The organism is Stappia sp. P2PMeth1 (assembly GCF_900185735.1).
In the GTDB taxonomy this organism is placed as follows: Bacteria; Pseudomonadota; Alphaproteobacteria; order Rhizobiales; family Stappiaceae; genus Stappia.
Genome location: NZ_FYAW01000011.1, coordinates 116,834 through 130,902, shown reverse-complemented (window position 1 = coordinate 130,902; position 14,069 = coordinate 116,834). Strand labels below are relative to the sequence as shown.

At 67.8% G+C, this 14,069-nt stretch carries 19 protein-coding genes; 8 read left to right on the top strand and 11 right to left on the bottom strand.

All coding sequences use genetic code 11. From position 1 onward, the window contains the following. Nucleotides 1-40: 40 nt before the first annotated feature. From P2PM1_RS06530 to P2PM1_RS06510, 5 genes are all read left to right on the top strand, one after another. Nucleotides 41-325, top strand: coding sequence for an accessory factor UbiK family protein (locus P2PM1_RS06530; RefSeq protein WP_186387225.1), 285 nt, complete (start codon nucleotides 41-43; stop codon nucleotides 323-325). A 303-nt stretch (nucleotides 326-628) separates the two neighbouring features. Beyond that, nucleotides 629-1,129, top strand: a complete 501-nt coding sequence (locus P2PM1_RS06525; protein ID WP_186387226.1) for a YbjN domain-containing protein — start codon at nucleotides 629-631, stop codon at nucleotides 1,127-1,129. Further along, nucleotides 1,126-1,947, top strand: coding sequence for a pyrroline-5-carboxylate reductase (proC, locus tag P2PM1_RS06520; protein ID WP_186398555.1), 822 nt, complete (start codon nucleotides 1,126-1,128; stop codon nucleotides 1,945-1,947). The genes P2PM1_RS06525 and proC overlap by 4 nt, the downstream gene beginning before the upstream one ends. Nucleotides 1,948-2,096: 149 nt before the next feature. After that, nucleotides 2,097-2,795, top strand: coding sequence for a TetR/AcrR family transcriptional regulator (locus tag P2PM1_RS06515; protein ID WP_186387228.1), 699 nt, complete (start codon nucleotides 2,097-2,099; stop codon nucleotides 2,793-2,795). A gap of 97 nt (nucleotides 2,796-2,892) precedes the next feature. Further along, nucleotides 2,893-3,255, top strand: a complete 363-nt coding sequence (locus P2PM1_RS06510) for a tRNA-binding protein (protein WP_186387229.1) — start codon at nucleotides 2,893-2,895, stop codon at nucleotides 3,253-3,255. A gap of 41 nt (nucleotides 3,256-3,296) precedes the next feature. Here P2PM1_RS06510 and P2PM1_RS06505 read toward each other — a convergent pair whose 3' ends face one another. Continuing rightward, on the bottom strand, nucleotides 3,297-3,899 hold the full coding sequence (locus P2PM1_RS06505) for a class I SAM-dependent methyltransferase (protein ID WP_186394485.1): 603 nt from the start codon (nucleotides 3,897-3,899) through the stop codon (nucleotides 3,297-3,299). Nucleotides 3,900-3,966: 67 nt separating this feature from the next. Then, nucleotides 3,967-4,725, bottom strand: coding sequence for an SDR family oxidoreductase (locus P2PM1_RS06500; RefSeq protein WP_186398554.1), 759 nt, complete (start codon nucleotides 4,723-4,725; stop codon nucleotides 3,967-3,969). An 87-nt stretch (nucleotides 4,726-4,812) separates the two neighbouring features. On the opposite strand from P2PM1_RS06500, the gene P2PM1_RS06495 reads away from it, so the two are divergent. Further along, the gene (locus P2PM1_RS06495) at nucleotides 4,813-5,430 is read left to right on the top strand and encodes a TetR/AcrR family transcriptional regulator (protein WP_186398553.1); all 618 of its coding nucleotides are present in this window, start codon (nucleotides 4,813-4,815) and stop codon (nucleotides 5,428-5,430) included. 1 nt (nucleotide 5,431) lies between these two features. Here P2PM1_RS06495 and P2PM1_RS06490 read toward each other — a convergent pair whose 3' ends face one another. The 3 genes from P2PM1_RS06490 to P2PM1_RS06480 are packed head-to-tail and all read right to left on the bottom strand — an operon-like array spanning nucleotide 5,432 to nucleotide 8,111. Further along, nucleotides 5,432-6,859 carry an ATP-binding protein gene (locus P2PM1_RS06490; RefSeq protein ID WP_186398552.1) on the bottom strand — a complete coding sequence of 476 codons (1,428 nt, stop codon included), beginning with the start codon at nucleotides 6,857-6,859 and terminating at the stop codon, nucleotides 5,432-5,434. After that, nucleotides 6,850-7,587, bottom strand: a complete 738-nt coding sequence (locus tag P2PM1_RS06485; protein ID WP_244293020.1) for a response regulator — start codon at nucleotides 7,585-7,587, stop codon at nucleotides 6,850-6,852. Before P2PM1_RS06485 ends, P2PM1_RS06490 begins: the two co-directional genes overlap by 10 nt. Beyond that, complete coding sequence (locus tag P2PM1_RS06480; RefSeq protein WP_186398551.1) at nucleotides 7,584-8,111, bottom strand: MarR family transcriptional regulator; 528 nt, start codon at nucleotides 8,109-8,111, stop codon at nucleotides 7,584-7,586. The genes P2PM1_RS06485 and P2PM1_RS06480 overlap by 4 nt, the downstream gene beginning before the upstream one ends. Before the next feature lie 317 nt (nucleotides 8,112-8,428). Between P2PM1_RS06480 and P2PM1_RS06475 the strand changes: the two genes are divergently transcribed. Beyond that, nucleotides 8,429-9,331 carry a branched-chain amino acid aminotransferase gene (locus P2PM1_RS06475; protein ID WP_186387235.1) on the top strand — a complete coding sequence of 301 codons (903 nt, stop codon included), beginning with the start codon at nucleotides 8,429-8,431 and terminating at the stop codon, nucleotides 9,329-9,331. Nucleotides 9,332-9,406: 75 nt separating this feature from the next. On the opposite strand, the gene P2PM1_RS06470 is transcribed toward P2PM1_RS06475, so the two are convergent. From P2PM1_RS06470 to pgsA, 4 genes are all read right to left on the bottom strand, one after another. Beyond that, complete coding sequence (locus P2PM1_RS06470) at nucleotides 9,407-10,642, bottom strand: multidrug effflux MFS transporter (protein WP_186387236.1); 1,236 nt, start codon at nucleotides 10,640-10,642, stop codon at nucleotides 9,407-9,409. Between the two features lie 104 nt (nucleotides 10,643-10,746). Next, the gene (locus P2PM1_RS06465) at nucleotides 10,747-11,241 is read right to left on the bottom strand and encodes a molybdenum cofactor biosynthesis protein MoaE (RefSeq protein WP_186398550.1); all 495 of its coding nucleotides are present in this window, start codon (nucleotides 11,239-11,241) and stop codon (nucleotides 10,747-10,749) included. Nucleotides 11,242-11,248: 7 nt separating this feature from the next. Continuing rightward, the gene (gene moaD / locus P2PM1_RS06460) at nucleotides 11,249-11,500 is read right to left on the bottom strand and encodes a molybdopterin converting factor subunit 1 (RefSeq protein WP_186398549.1); all 252 of its coding nucleotides are present in this window, start codon (nucleotides 11,498-11,500) and stop codon (nucleotides 11,249-11,251) included. A gap of 31 nt (nucleotides 11,501-11,531) precedes the next feature. Further along, nucleotides 11,532-12,104, bottom strand: coding sequence for a CDP-diacylglycerol--glycerol-3-phosphate 3-phosphatidyltransferase (pgsA, locus tag P2PM1_RS06455; protein WP_186387239.1), 573 nt, complete (start codon nucleotides 12,102-12,104; stop codon nucleotides 11,532-11,534). A 207-nt stretch (nucleotides 12,105-12,311) separates the two neighbouring features. Here pgsA and P2PM1_RS06450 point away from each other — a divergent pair, with 207 nt between their 5' ends. Continuing rightward, nucleotides 12,312-13,025, top strand: coding sequence for a GNAT family N-acetyltransferase (locus P2PM1_RS06450; protein WP_186394477.1), 714 nt, complete (start codon nucleotides 12,312-12,314; stop codon nucleotides 13,023-13,025). Between the two features lie 24 nt (nucleotides 13,026-13,049). Here P2PM1_RS06450 and P2PM1_RS06445 read toward each other — a convergent pair whose 3' ends face one another. Next, entirely contained in the window at nucleotides 13,050-13,343 is a 294-nt protein-coding gene (locus P2PM1_RS06445) for an HlyU family transcriptional regulator (protein ID WP_186387241.1), read from the bottom strand. 60 nt (nucleotides 13,344-13,403) lie between these two features. Further along, nucleotides 13,404-14,030: a thymidine kinase gene (locus P2PM1_RS06440; RefSeq protein ID WP_186398548.1), complete on the bottom strand. Its 627-nt coding sequence runs from the start codon at nucleotides 14,028-14,030 to the stop codon at nucleotides 13,404-13,406. Nucleotides 14,031-14,069: the final 39 nt, after the last annotated feature.

Here is a 14,069-nt window from a genome sequence, read left to right as displayed (position 1 = left end):
ATATGCGGCCCGGTGGGCCGGCAGCAGGGAAGGACTGGCCATGACACAGGGACCGAACCGGGTTCTCGACGATTTCGCCAAGCTGATGACGGATATGGCCGGTGTCGCCCAGGGTGCGCGCCGCGAGGTGGAGACGGCATTCCGCGCCCAGGCGGAACGGTTTCTCGCCGACATGGACCTGGTCAAGCGCGAGGACCACGATGTCGTGAAGGACATGGCGGCGCGGGCGCTCGACCGGCTCGACGAGCTGGAGGCTCGTATCGCCGCGCTGGAGACGTCGGCGGCAAAGCCGCGCTCGGCCAAGGCCAAGGCGGCGGACGACTGACATTTCGCGAATCAGGTCACACTGTCACCCTGCGTCCGTTGCGGGGCGAGCCGGCGGCCGGGCGAGGCGGTCGCCGTCCACAGCTTCAAAAGCGTAAAGGAAAAGTGAACATATCCTTGAATTAGGTTCTCCCTATATACTGAAGTCAGGCGGAGATTCGCGGGGCGGCGATGCAGAGGGGCATGAAACGCCATCGCGGCTGGCGGACTTTCGCTTGCGGCAGGTCAAGCATCCTGCGGACCGACATGGTGGCCAGGCGCCGCGGCAGCGCCGCGCATGGCCCGCAAGCCGAGAGGAACCCCCATGAGCCTCATCGACATCGACTTCGAACGGCCCGCCAACCCCGTCGACACGATCGAGCACATCGCCGCCATCAACGACTGGTCCTTCGAGCGCTCCTGCGACGAGGAGATCACGATTTCGGTCGCCGGCCACTGGTGCGACTATCACGTCTCCTTCTCCTGGATGGAGGATCTGGAGGCGCTGCATCTGGCCTGCGCCTTCGATCTCAAGGTGCCGGAACCGCGCCGCACCGAGGTCGTGCGCCTGCTCGCGCTGGTCAATGAACAGTTGTGGATGGGGCATTTCGACCTGTGGAACCGCGAGGGCGTGGTGATCTTCCGCCAGTCGCTGCTGCTGGCCGGCGGCGCGGAAGCGACCTCGAAGCAGATCGAGGGACTGCTCACCAACGCGCTCGACTCCTGCGAACGCTACTACCAGGCCTTCCAGTTCGTGGTCTGGGCCGGTAAAAGCGCGTCCGAGGCGATCGACACCGCCTTGTTCGAAACCGCGGGGGAGGCATGAGTTTTTCCAAGGAGCGCCCGCTCGTCCTTGTCGGTGCCGGCAAGATGGGCGGAGCGATGCTGGCCGGCTGGCTTGCCGCCGGGACCGATGCCGGAAGCATTCTGGTGATCGATCCGAAGCCGTCGGCGGAGCTTCTCGAGATGGTCTCCGCCTCCGGCATCCGCCATGCGGAGGCCGTCACCGACGGGCTGAAGGCCGGCGTGCTGCTGGTGGCGCTGAAGCCGCAGGTGATGGCCGATGTGCTGCCCGGTCTGGCGCCGGCGGTCGATGCGCACACGCTGGTGATCTCGGTCGCCGCCGGCACGCCGGTCGCGGCCTTCCGCAAGGCCTTCGGCGACGTCGCTATCGTGCGGGTGATGCCGAACACGCCGTCCCAGGTCGGCCGCGGCATGAGCGTCGCCTATGCCAATGACAGGGCGGACAGAGCGCAGCGGGCGACCGTCGACCGGTTGCTGACGGCGATTGGTGCCTCCGACTGGATCGAGCACGAAGAGCAGATCGACGCGGTGACCGCCGTCAGCGGCTCGGGCCCCGCCTATGTCTTCTATCTTGTGGAGGCGTTGGCGGCGGCCGGCGTCAAGGCCGGGCTGCCCGAGGATCTGGCCATGCGCATCGCGCGCCAGACCGTGTGCGGTGCCGGCGAATTGCTCTATCGCTCCGATCTGCCGGCGGCGGAGCTGCGACAGAACGTCACATCTCCGAACGGAACGACCGCGGCCGCGCTTGCCGTGCTGATGGAGCCGGATAGCGGCCTGCAGCCGGTGATGGACAAGGCGGTGGCGGCGGCGCGCAAGCGGTCGCAGGAGCTTGCCGGCTGACGGGGCGACGGGCGCGATGCGGCACTGCCGCGCATTGCCTGCATTGACGCTCGAAAATCCGGTGCCGGGTCCCTACATCCGTTGGATGTGTTCGCGATCGGCCATCGCAGGGGTGGCGCAGCGCGGTCCCGCGTGATCCGGAGGAGCCCATGGCTACGGCAAAGACCAGGCAGAAGATCGTTTCCAGCTTCCTGTCCCTGCTGGGAGAGAAGGGCTGGCACGGCTTCGAGATGGCGGATGTCGCCCGCGAGGCGGGCGTCAAGCTGTCGGTGCTGCGCGCGGAGTTTCCCGGCAAGACGGCCTGCCTGAGGGCATTCCTGTCCGACATCGACCAGACGGTTCTCGATTCCATCGATCCGGACATGGCGGGCGAGCCGGCGCGCGAGCGCCTGTTCGACGTGCTGATGACCCGCCTCGATGCGCTGTCTCCGCACAGGGATGCGATCCGCGCCCTGCGCAAGGCGGTGCGATGCGATCCGCAGTTCGCGCTGAAGCTGAACAGGGAGGCGGTGACCTCGCAGCGCTGGATGCTGACGGCGGCCGGTCTTCCGGCCTCCGGTCCGCGGGCGGCGGTGATGTCGCAGGCGCTGGTCGTCGCCTTCGGACGGGTCGTCGACGTGTGGCTGGACGACGAGGATCCCGGGCTTGCACGCACCATGTCGGCGCTCGCCCGCCAGCTCGACGAGGGCGAGGTGTGGATGGGCCGGCTCGACCGGGTCGGCAGGTTCCTGAAGCCGCTGCTGTCGCGGGCGCGCACGCGGGGTTCGCGGCAGGACACGCCGCCGCCGGGCGCCGACGGGCCGCAAGACGCGGCGGCTCCTTCGGGGGCTTCCCCGAGCGCTGCCTGACGACTAGAGTGGCGGGAGCGCCGCACAACCGCGCCGGCCGAAAGGCCCGCGCGGGTTTTCACACTCCCGCCTTTTGTCGTTCAGGACATCACCCATCATGACGCAAGACCACGCGGCCGTTTCGCCGGTCCTTTCCTTTGACGATTTCCTCAAGGTCGATATCCGCGTCGGCCGCATTGTCGAGGCAGCGCCGTTTCCGCAGGCGCGCAAGCCGGCGATCAAGCTGGTGATCGATTTCGGAGCCGAGATCGGGCTCAAGAAGTCCAGCGCCCAGATCACCCGCCATTACACGCCGGAAGGCCTGATCGGCCGGCAGGTGCTGGCGGTGGTGAATTTCCCACCGCGCCAGATCGGCCCGATGATGTCGGAAGTCCTGACGCTCGGGGTGCCCGATGCCGATGGCGAGGTCGTTCTGCTGGCGCCCGAGCAGGAGGTGCCGCTCGGCGGCCGGCTGTTCTAGGGTCAGGACCCATTAATATGGCCGCAATGGTCGTCCTGACCCTAGGTCGGCTCCAGACACCTCGTGGTCCAGGCGTCCGCCGCCGGCTCCATGTCGAGGATGCGGGCGGGAACCCTCGCCCGGCGGAACACATAGACGGTTGCCGGCGGCAGGTTGGCCCAGATCCTGCGCGTGCGCGTGAAGGTGAGCTGGAGCTTCCCGCATATCCCGCGACGGACGGGAGAGGCAGGGCCGTAGGTGAACTGGATGAAGGTGCCGTCCGGCGCCAGCCGCGCGAACGCAGCATCCAGGATTGCCTCCTGCTCGCCAGCGGTCATCGACAGCAGCGGCAGGCCGGAGACGACCGCGTCGAAGGGACCTCCGGCAACCCCTGCCAGTTCCTGGGCCGGCAGACGGTGCAGCACGGCTCGCGGAAAGCGGTGGGCAAGCAGGTCCGCGAAACGGGGATTGATCTCGAACAGCGTCAGGTCCTGCTCGGCGATGCCGTGGTCGACCAGGCATCGCGTGAAGACACCCGTTCCCGGGCCGAGCTCGGCAATCCGTTTCGCCCGGTGCGGCACCTGCTCGACCATCGCTTTCGCAAGGGCGCGGGAGGATGGGGCAAGGGCGGCGACCTGCCGCGGTTTGCGCAGAAACTGAAGCAAGAAGCCGTCTCGACTCATCTGGTGCTCCCGCAGAATGGGGGTGTCCGGCGCGGTATCGGCCGGTCCGTCAGCGGTTCCGAAGGAGCCGATAGGCGAAGGCGGGAGAGATCCGGTGAACGATCCTCAGCAGCCGGGCCTTCTCGATCCAGATCTCCTTCCGGCCTGCCTCCACTCCACGCAGCAGGTCGGCGGCCGCGCGTGCGGGCGGGTATTTTCGGGCGGCGGAGGGACGCGACAGGCCGGTATCGACCAGCGTCATCACGACATCGCTGACGAGGATCCGGCGGTTTGCTGCATGGCACTGGTCCCGCAAGGCGCGCGTGAAGCTGCGCAGACCGGCCTTGGTGGCACAATAGACCGGGGCGTCTTTCTTGGGCGCGACGGCAAGGCCCGAGGTGACGTTGACGATGGCCGCAGACGGGTGGCGTGCCAGCAGGGGCAGGAGGGCGGTCGCCAGTTGAGCGGGAGCCACAAGGTTGACCGCGGTTTCGCGGGCGATCTCGTCGAGATAGGCGGGCGGAGCGGCGGCAAGCTGCTGATGCAGCATGATCGCGGCATTGTTGATCAGGACGCTGCAATCGGGATGGCGGGTGGCCACCCAATCGGCGAGGGCACGAACGCCCTCGGTACGGCCGAGGTCGGCCGCGAAGGCGTCGAGCCTGCCGGGATGCGCCTGGGCCAGATCGTCGAGCGGTGTGATGTCGCGCGCGGTTGCAAGGACGCAGGCGCCTCGGGCGAGCAACTGGCGCACCAGCTCCAGTCCGATGCCGCGGGAGCCGCCGGTCACGAGAACGGTGCGGGAGGCAAGGTTGAAGGGGTTTCTCATCTGCGTGGTCCGGGTGAGGGGAAATCGCTTCGCGTGTCGCCTCAATTATGCGAATAATTGCTCACATTCACACTCGCATTGGGCGCCATGACCGAGCCGGAACTCAGACCGCGCAAAACTCCGCTTCAGACGCGCAGCAAAGCGACATGCGCGGCCGTTCTTGAGGCCGCTGCTCGCATTCTGGAGGCCGAGGGAAGCCACGCCCTGACCACCAACCGGGTTGCGGAGCGGGCGGGCGTCTCGGTGGGCTCGCTCTACCAGTATTTCCCCGGCAAGGAGGCGATCCTCGCCGAACTGATCCGCGATCTGCGACGCGATATGGTTCTGACCATGCGCCGGGCGGCGGATCTCGGACGTGAGGAAAGTCTGGCTTCGACGGTGGAACTCATGGTGGCGGCCGCTCTCGAGCACCATCTCACCCGCCCTGAACTTGCCCGGGCACTGGAACGTGTCGAGGCGGAGCTTCCGGTCGATGCGGAAACCCGAGAGCTCAAGGGAGAGTTGCGGAACATTGTAGCGGATGTGCTGGCCGGGCACGGGATCGCCGATGCGGAATCCGTGGCATTCGATCTCGTCGCGCTGTGCCACGGATTGTCGAGCGCGGCAATCGAGGCGGGGGAGAAGGACATCAACGGGCTGACACTGCGTCTGAAGCGCGCGGTGCTCGGATACCTGGTAGCGGAGCCCGCCGGGACGGGCCGCTGAGCTAAACCGGGATCCGGACCCTTGCCCGCAGGCCGCCCAGCGTCTCGCTTTCGCCCAGCACGATGTCGCCGCCATGGGCGCGGACGATGTCGCGGGCGATGGCGAGGCCAAGGCCGCTGCCGCCGCTGTCGCGGTTGCGTGCGTGGTCGAGCTGGTAGAACGGACGGAAGACGTTCTCCCGTTCCTCGACCGGCACGCCGGGGCCGTCGTCCTCGATGGTGATCGTCAGCCAGCCATCGGCGTTGCGGCCGTCGATGTTCAGCCTGTCGCCGTGCCTTGCGGCATTGGTCACAAGGTTGGTGAGCGCCCGCTTGAAGGCGTTGGGCCGCAGCGTCACCTCGGGCGGACCTTGCAGATGCGAGGTCACCGCCGCGCCGAGGATCTCCGCCTCCGCCTCCAGTTCCTCGAACATCAGGCCGATATCGGTGGGCTGCGCCTGTTCGTCGCCCTCGCCGCGGGCGAAGGCGAGATAGTCCTCCAGCATCGTCTTCATCTCGTCGACATCACGCTGCAGGGCGCGCACTTCCTCGCTGGCGGGGAACAGCGCGAGCTGCAGGCGAAAGCGCGTCAGCACCGTGCGCAGGTCGTGGCTGACACCGGCGAGCATCGTGGTGCGCTGCTCGATCTGGCGCTCGATGCGCCGCCGCATCTCGATGAAGGCCTGGGCGGCGCGGCGCACCTCGCGTGCGCCGCTGGGGCGGAAATCCTCGATCGGGCGCCCCTTGCCGAAGCTTTCCGCGGCGGTGGCGAGGCGCTCGACCGGGCGGGTCTGGTTGCGCAGGAACAGCAGCGCGATGACAACGAGGACGAGCGAGGTGGAGACCATCCAGACGATGAAGAAATGCGAGTTGGAGGCATAAGTCTGGCTGCGGCGGGCGATCACGCGCAGCACGCCGTTCTCCAGCTTGATGCGCAGTTCCACGAAGCTGGAGCGGCCGACCGTGTCGATCCAGAAGGGTTTGCCGATCCGCGCGGCGACCTGCTGCGACAGGTAGCGGTCGACGATGTCGAAGAAGGGCTTGGGGCGGGGCGGCGGCAGCGGCTCCGGCGGCAGCAGGGTGATGGCAAGGCCAAGGTCGCTCCGCGCCATCTGGGCGAGGCGCTGGAACTCTTCCTCGCCGGCGCTGCTCTCCGTCAGGCGCACGATCAGCGAGATGTCGCGGACGACCGCGTCCGACAGGCGCTGGGTGACGAGGTTGTAGTGCCGTTCCAGGAACACGAAGGCGAGCACCGCCTGCATCACCACCAGCGGGATGACGATGATCAGCAGGGTGCGGGTGAACAGCCCCTTCGGCATGCGCCGGTAGAGCGCGCGCGCCAGCGCCTGATACGGCGTTGCCACAAGCGCGCCGGCCCGGCGCAGCACGCCGGGAACGGGAAGCTTCGGGAGGCGGGCGAGGGCGCCGCGAAACGCCTGTTTCAATCGCATACGAGCCGGTAGCCGATGCCGCGCACGGTCTGCAGATAGAGCGGGTTGCCGGGATCCGTCTCGATCTTGCGGCGCAACCGGTTGATCTGCACGTCGACCGTGCGCTCGCCAAGGCCGCTGTCGTCGCCGACGATCTCGGTGCGTGGGACGGTCTCGTTGGGCTTTTCGGTGAAGAGGACGAGGATCTCCTTCTCCCGGTCGGTCAGGCGGATGATCTCGTCGCCGCGCCGCAACTCGCGACGGGTCGGATCGAAGACATAGGGGCCGAAGCGGATGTCGGTCGGCACGGCGACATCGGTGGCGGAGCGGCGGCGCAGGATCGCGCGGATGCGCAGCAACAGTTCGCGCGGCTCGAACGGCTTCACCAAATAGTCGTCGGCGCCCGCCTCCAGCCCGGCGATCCGGTCGGCGGCATCGGAACGGGCGGTCAGCATCAGGATCGGCACGTCGGAGCGGGCATGCAGGTCGGCGGCCAGCTCCAATCCGCTTTCGCCCGGCATCATCACGTCGACCACGAGGAGGTCGAAGGCCAGCCCGTTCATCCGCCGCCGCGCCTCGGCGGCGGAGGCGGCGACGGTGATGCGGAAGCCGTGCTCGGCAAGGAAGCGCTTGAGCAGGGTGCGGATGCGGGTGTCGTCGTCGACCAGGAGCAGGTGCGGCGCGTCGTCCTGCACGCCCGCCACCGGCGGCGTGCCGTCTGCCTGGGTCTCGGTGCTGTCCAGCGTCACGGGCTCACCCTCGTTGGGATCTGGCTGTCGATCAGCCGGGCGACGTCGCCGCGCTGATCCGGATCGATCATATGATACAGGAACTGCCGGGCAATATCGTGGCTCTCCGGCGGCATTGCGGCGAGCGCGCGGCGGATGCGGCGGGCCTGCAGGTCGGTGAGGCGTGCAGCCAGGTCCTCGCCCTTGGCCGTGGCGAAGAGCAGGCGCTCGCGCCGGTCCTGCGGTCCCGGCTCCTGCAGGATATAGCCTTCCTCGACCAACTGTTTCAGCACCCGGGCAAGGCTCTGCTTGGTGATCTTGAGGATCGCCAGCAGGTCGGTGACCCGCAGGCCCGGATTGCGGTTGACGAAATGCAGCACGCGGTGATGGGCCCGGCCGAACCCGAATTCGGCCAGCGCCGCGTCCGGGTCTGCCGTGAAGTCGCGATAGGCGAAGAACAGCAGCTCGATGAGGTCGATCGGGATCGCCATCGCAGGGGCCGGCTGCCCCTCGTCCGAGTCCTGCGAGAAATTTACGTCAGCCATATTGACTTATTTCCGACTGATTGTTACACGTATCCAGTCTGCTGCGAAACGATCGTACGTCATCGCCGTTCAAGCATGGTAGATGTTGTCCATCGGCGTTGCAGACCGTGGCTTTCCGGGCCAGGCGTGCGACTCCGGTGTCGCGCGTGGTCAGGCGCCGAGGGGCCCGTCACCATACAAACAGTTGGCGGGCCGCGCAAAGCCGCGAGGCGGAAGCATATTGCAGTCGTGACGGTGCCGGCGAACCGGCATCTCATTCAAACACAACGCAAACGCAAACGGGACCGAGCCCGTTGCCTGTTTCGGGAGTAGTTCATATGGCGCAGTTGCCCTTTGACCAACGCGAAGGCCACATCTGGTATGATGGCGTGTTCGTGCCCTGGGCCGAAGCCAAGCTCCACGTACTGAGCCACGGCCTGCACTATGCCAGCAGCGTTTTCGAGGGCGAGCGCGCCTATGGCGGCGAGGTGTTCAAGCTGGGCGAGCACACCGAGCGCCTGCACGAGTCGGCCCGGATCCTCGGCTTCGAGATCCCCTACAGCGCCGAGACCATCAACCAGGCGACGCGCGAACTGCTGGCAAAGGGCAATCTGGTCGATGCCTATGTCCGCCCGGTGGCCTGGCGCGGCAGCGAGATGATGGGCGTGTCGGCCCAGTCCAACACCATCCACCTGGCGATCGCCGCCTGGGAATGGCCGAGCTATTTCAAGCCGGAAGAGCGGCTGAAGGGCATTCGTCTCGACATGGCGGCCTATCGCCGTCCGGACCCGATGACCGCGCCCTCGCGCTCCAAGGCGGCCGGCCTCTACATGATCTGCACGATCTCCAAGCACGAGGCGGAGCGCAAAGGCTATGCCGACGCCCTGATGCTGGACTGGCGCGGCCAGGTGGCCGAGGCGACCGGCGCCAATGTCTTCTTCGTGAAGGACGGCAAGATCCACACGCCCAAGCCGGACTGCTTCCTCGACGGCATCACCCGCCGCACGGTCATCGACCTGGCTAAGCGGCGCGGCTTCGAGGTGATCGAGCGGGCGATCCTGCCGGAGGAGATGGCGGGCTTCGAGGCCTGCTTCCTCACCGGCACGGCGGCGGAAGTGACCCCGGTGTCCGAGGTCGGGCCGTATACGTTCACGGTCCATCCGATCACCAAGACCCTGATGGAAGACTATCATCTCGAGGTGCAGCCGAAGGCGGCGGTGAAGGTCGCAGCCGCCGGCTGAGACCGTCAGGTACTCCTCAGCGAGCGACACTGCGAAGGGCGGCCGGCGGGCCGCCCTTTTGCCTTTGAAGGGGGGCTAGACGGCGAACATCCGTCCGCGTTCGGTCCAGGCGACGACGGCAAGGCCCGACAGCGCGAAGCAGGCGAAGCCGAGGGTCAACGGCAGCACCGAGCCGTCGAAGCGGCTGGAGACGAGGTAGCCGAGCGCGGCGCCGCCGCTGGTGGTGACGAAGCCGACCATGGCCGAGGCGGCGCCGGCGATGTGGCCGAGCGGCTCCATGGCAATGGCGTTGAAGCTCGGGCCGATCAGTCCGAAGGAGAAGATGCCGAGCACCAGCAGAGAGGTGAAGACGAAGACGTTGGAGCCGAGGGTCAGCGCGGCGATCACCTGAACGATGTTGAGCAGGGCATAGGCGACCAGGGCCCAGTGCGAGAGCGGCCGCAGGCCGATGCGCTCGACCAGGGAGGCGCTGAGGAAGGACGCGGCGGCGAGCGCCAGACCCATCAGGGCGAAGACAAGCGGAAAGGCCGGGCCGAGGCCGAACAGGTCGACATAGACCTGCTGCGCCGAGGCGATGAAGGAGAACAGGGCCCCGAAAATCAGCGTCGTCGCCAGCATGTAGCCGAAGGTCACCCGGGTGGCGAGCGTGGCGCGGTAGGCGCCGAGAACGGTGGAGACCGACAACGGCCGGCGCTCCTCCACGGGAAGCGTCTCGCGCAGCCGCAGCGCGCACCAGCCGAGCATGGCGAAGCCGCCGAAAGTCAGCATCAGGAAGATCGCCCGCCAGGGCGCGACAAGGAGGATCACCTGGCCGATCGACGGGGCGATGATCGGCACGCTCATGAACACCATCATGACGAGCGACATGACCCTGCCCATGCGCGCGCCGGAATAGCAGTCGCGCACCGCCGACACCGCCACCACGCGCGGCGCGGCGCAGCCGATGCCCTGCAGCAGGCGGGCGAGCAGCATCTGGTCCATCGAGGCGGCGACGACGCTGAACAGGCCGGCGGCGGCATAGAGCGCCAGTCCGCCGAGCAGGACGGGACGGCGGCCGAAGCGGTCGGACAGCGGGCCGCAGACCAGTTGCGCCGAGCCGAAGCCGATCAGGTAGACGATGACGATCTTCTGGCGTTCGTTGGGATCGGTGATGGCAAAGGCCCGGCCGATGTCGCCGAGCGCGGGCAGCATCACGTCGATGGCGAGGGCATTCAGCGCCATCAGTGCCGCGACGATGGCGACGAATTCCTTGAAGCCGAGGCCATGGCGCGGGCCGTCGAGCGTCGCGACGGGCGTTGCTGTGGAGGTCATGAGCGGTCCGGTCGCAGGCCCCGGATCAATGCGGGGCGCGCCTGTTGGGGAGGGGGGCATGTCTGCCACGAATAGGCAAGACATCCTCCCTTATCGGCGGCAGGTCAAGCCTTCCAGCGGTCGGCGTCGCGCGTGTCGCTGTCGCGGGCATCGACCCAGGTGCCGCTGCTGCCGTCCTTCAGGTGCTCCTTCTTCCAGAAGGGGGCACGGGTCTTGAGATAGTCCATCAGGAATTCGGCCGCCTCGAAGGCGGCGCGGCGATGGCGGGAGGCGGCGACGACGAGCACGATGTTGCCGCCGGGCTCGATGCGGCCGTGGCGGTGGATCGCCGTCAGCCCGTCGAGCGGCCAGCGGGCGCAGGCCTCACGGGCGATGCGGGTGATCTCCGCCTCGGCCATGCCGGGATAGTGCTCGAGTTCCAGCGCGGCGAGGCGCCCGCCCTCGTCGCGGCACAGGCCGGTGAAGGTGACGACGGCGCCGATGTTCGGATGGGCCCGCCGCAGCCGTTCGATCTCGGCGGCGACGTCGAAATCGCCGCTCTGGATGCGGACGTCCACCGGCGGCGGGGGGGCCTGGAGCGGCTTCGGTGTGCCGGTCATGGCTGCCTCAGCCGCCGGTCATCGGCGGGAAGAAAGCCGCCTCGCGCACGCCGGCAAGCGGCGCGTCGTGCTCGGCATGCTCCTGGTCGAGGGCGACGCGGATGATCTCCCGCTCGGCAAAGGCGCTGGCATAGCCCTCGTCGCGGGAGGCGAGCCAGTCGAGCAGATCGGCGACGGTGGCGATGCCGCCCGGCAGGTCCACGGTTTCGGCATCGAGACCGATGCGCTCGCGGACCCAGGCGAAATAGCGCAGTTGCATGGCGTGCTCCGTCCTCGCGCCGGCTTGCGGTTCAGTCCCGCACCAGATGGCCGATGCCGGCCCGGAAATAGTCGTAGCCCGTATATAGCGTCAGCAGGGCGGCGATCCACAGGGCGATCAGCCCGAGCAACTGGGTGCCGGGAAGCACGGCCTCGCCGGCCGGGCCGGCCAACAGGAAGGCCATGGCGACAAGCTGGACCGTCGTCTTCCACTTGGCGAGCCTGGTCACCGGCACGCTGACCCGCAGTTCCGCCAGAAATTCGCGCAGGCCCGACACCAGGATCTCCCGGCACAGGATGATCGCGGCAGCGATCATCGACCAGCCGGCGATGTCGCCCCGACCGGCCAGCAGCAGCAGGCACACGGCGACCAGCAGCTTGTCGGCGATGGGGTCGAGCATCTGGCCGAGGCGCGACTGCTGCTGCCAGGCGCGGGCCAGGTAGCCGTCGAAGAAATCCGTGATCGCGGCGACGATGAAGATGCCGAGGGCGATCCAGCGCGGGCCATGGCCGGGAAAATAGAAGCAGATCATGACCGCGGGCACCGCAAGGATGCGGCCGTAGGTCAGGATGTTGGGAAGGCTCCAGACATGGGATTGAGACATGTCGCTTCAGGGTCTCGCACTGCATGAGTGGCAGGGATTGCTCTGGTCCTTGAAGCATGCGGACCCCATCGCGTCAATCGGCCCTCGGTGCCGCAGGGCCTTGCAAGCCTCTCACCGGTGCCGTGAAACTGCGTGCGGGCGGTGCTCGCACGGGTGTGCGGGCGCGGTATATCTGGGTGCGGTCCAGACAGGTGGCGGGGCGTTGGAATGATCGAGCGGCGGAACGAATTCGGGCAGGCGATCGGGCCGGAGGTTGCGGGCTGGACGGCGCGTCCAAGGCCGCCGCGCGCGGCGATGGGAGGCAGGGCCTGCCGTCTTGAGCCTTTTGAGCCGCGCCATGCGCCCGGTCTTTTTCAGGCCTATCGGGAGGATCGGGAGGGGCGCAACTGGACCTATCTCGGCTACCGCCCCAGCGAGACCGAGGACGAGTTCCAGCGCTTTGCCGAGGCGACCTATTCCGGAGAGGACCCGCTGTTCCATGTGGTGGTGGACGCGGCGACCGGCCGCGAACTGGGGGTCGCCAGCTATCTGCGGATCGACCCGGCCAACGGCGTCATCGAGGTCGGGCACATCAACTTCTCGCCCTTGATGCAGGGCAGCGTGCAGTCCACCGAGGCGATGTATCTGATGATGCGGCGGGTGTTCGACGAGCTCGGCTATCGCCGCTACGAGTGGAAATGCGACGCGCTCAACGCGCCGTCGCGGCGCGCCGCCGGGCGTCTCGGCTTCTCCTACGAGGGCACGTTCCGCCAGGCGATGATCTACAAGGGCCGCAACCGCGACACCGCCTGGTTCTCGATCCTCGACAGCGAATGGCCGCGCCTGCGCGCCGCGTTCGAGGCCTGGCTTTCGCCGGAGAATTTCGACCTGAACGGCCGGCAGATCCAGCGGCTGGAAGACTTCCGCTCGCAGGGCCGATAGGCGCTGCGGCCCGGCGAGACGCGTTCAGCCAAACAGGCGGTCGCCCTGCTCGTCGATGATCTGGCGGGCCTTGCGCGCGGCGAACTCCGCCGCCTGTTCCTCGCTCGGCATCAGATCGGCGCGGATGAAGTCGTGAGTCTTGGTCTCGCCGTCCTCGAAGGTGCGGCAGATCGAGCCCGCGACCTGCCACTGGCCGTCACGCGCGGTCGGCGCCGGGGTGATGAGGTGGCCCTTGTATTCCTGCGTCTGGTGGCGCGAGGCCGCCGGGGCCTTGTCGCCACCGCCGAAAAGTCCGCCGAAGAGTTTCCCGAAAACCATTGTCCGTCCTTCCCTCACCGTGCCGCGCATGCGGTGTCATGGCCGTGTCCTGTGCCGCCGTCAGGCGCCGTCCGCCCCCTCGTTCGTCGCGGCGCCGTGGCCGCCTTCATGCGACAGTTGCCGCCGCGACCAGTGCCGCCGGCACAGGGAGACATAGCGGTCCTCGCCGCCGATGACCACCTGCTCGCCCTGTTCGACGATCCGGCCCGAGCCATCCAGCCGCGCGACCATGGTGGCCTTGCGGCCGCACCAGCAGATCGTCTTGACCTCGCGCAGGGTGTCGGCCAGCGCCAGCAGGGCGGCGCTGCCGGGGAACAGGCGCCCCTGGAAGTCGGTGCGAAGGCCGTAGCAGATCACCGGGATGCCCATGTCGTCGGCGACGGAGGCGAGCTGCCACACCTGCGCCTCGGTCAGGAACTGCGCCTCGTCGACGAAGACGCAGTCGAGCGGTCCCTCGCTGCGGCGGGTGCGGATATGGGCGGCAAGGTCGGTGGTCGCCTCGAACAGATCCGCCTCGGCCGCAAGCCCGATGCGCGAGGCGATGCGTCCGCGCCCCGCCCGGTCGTCGAGCGCCGCCGTCAGCAACAGGGCGGCCATGCCGCGTTCGCGATAGTTGTAGGCCGCCTGCAGCAGGATCGTCGACTTGCCGGCATTCATCGAGGAGTAGCTGAAATAGAGCTTCGCCATGGGTCCGAACAAGGCTGGTGGTGACAGGGAATCGCCCGC

Excerpts from the sequence above, each read along its gene's own strand:
- P2PM1_RS06530 (WP_186387225.1), top strand. The coding sequence starts at position 41 with ATGACACAGGGACCGAACCGGGTTCTCGACGATTTCGCCAAGCTGATG.
- P2PM1_RS06525 (WP_186387226.1), top strand. The coding sequence starts at position 629 with ATGAGCCTCATCGACATCGACTTCGAACGGCCCGCCAACCCCGTCGAC.
- proC (WP_186398555.1), top strand. The coding sequence starts at position 1,126 with ATGAGTTTTTCCAAGGAGCGCCCGCTCGTCCTTGTCGGTGCCGGCAAG.
- P2PM1_RS06515 (WP_186387228.1), top strand. The coding sequence starts at position 2,097 with ATGGCTACGGCAAAGACCAGGCAGAAGATCGTTTCCAGCTTCCTGTCC.
- P2PM1_RS06510 (WP_186387229.1), top strand. The coding sequence starts at position 2,893 with ATGACGCAAGACCACGCGGCCGTTTCGCCGGTCCTTTCCTTTGACGAT.
- P2PM1_RS06500 (WP_186398554.1), bottom strand. The coding sequence starts at position 4,725 with ATGAGAAACCCCTTCAACCTTGCCTCCCGCACCGTTCTCGTGACCGGC.
- P2PM1_RS06495 (WP_186398553.1), top strand. The coding sequence starts at position 4,813 with ATGACCGAGCCGGAACTCAGACCGCGCAAAACTCCGCTTCAGACGCGC.
- P2PM1_RS06490 (WP_186398552.1), bottom strand. The coding sequence starts at position 6,859 with ATGCGATTGAAACAGGCGTTTCGCGGCGCCCTCGCCCGCCTCCCGAAG.
- P2PM1_RS06480 (WP_186398551.1), bottom strand. The coding sequence starts at position 8,111 with ATGGCTGACGTAAATTTCTCGCAGGACTCGGACGAGGGGCAGCCGGCC.
- P2PM1_RS06475 (WP_186387235.1), top strand. The coding sequence starts at position 8,429 with ATGGCGCAGTTGCCCTTTGACCAACGCGAAGGCCACATCTGGTATGAT.
- P2PM1_RS06470 (WP_186387236.1), bottom strand. The coding sequence starts at position 10,642 with ATGACCTCCACAGCAACGCCCGTCGCGACGCTCGACGGCCCGCGCCAT.
- P2PM1_RS06465 (WP_186398550.1), bottom strand. The coding sequence starts at position 11,241 with ATGACCGGCACACCGAAGCCGCTCCAGGCCCCCCCGCCGCCGGTGGAC.
- moaD (WP_186398549.1), bottom strand. The coding sequence starts at position 11,500 with ATGCAACTGCGCTATTTCGCCTGGGTCCGCGAGCGCATCGGTCTCGAT.
- pgsA (WP_186387239.1), bottom strand. The coding sequence starts at position 12,104 with ATGTCTCAATCCCATGTCTGGAGCCTTCCCAACATCCTGACCTACGGC.
- P2PM1_RS06450 (WP_186394477.1), top strand. The coding sequence starts at position 12,312 with ATGATCGAGCGGCGGAACGAATTCGGGCAGGCGATCGGGCCGGAGGTT.
- P2PM1_RS06445 (WP_186387241.1), bottom strand. The coding sequence starts at position 13,343 with ATGGTTTTCGGGAAACTCTTCGGCGGACTTTTCGGCGGTGGCGACAAG.
- P2PM1_RS06440 (WP_186398548.1), bottom strand. The coding sequence starts at position 14,030 with ATGGCGAAGCTCTATTTCAGCTACTCCTCGATGAATGCCGGCAAGTCG.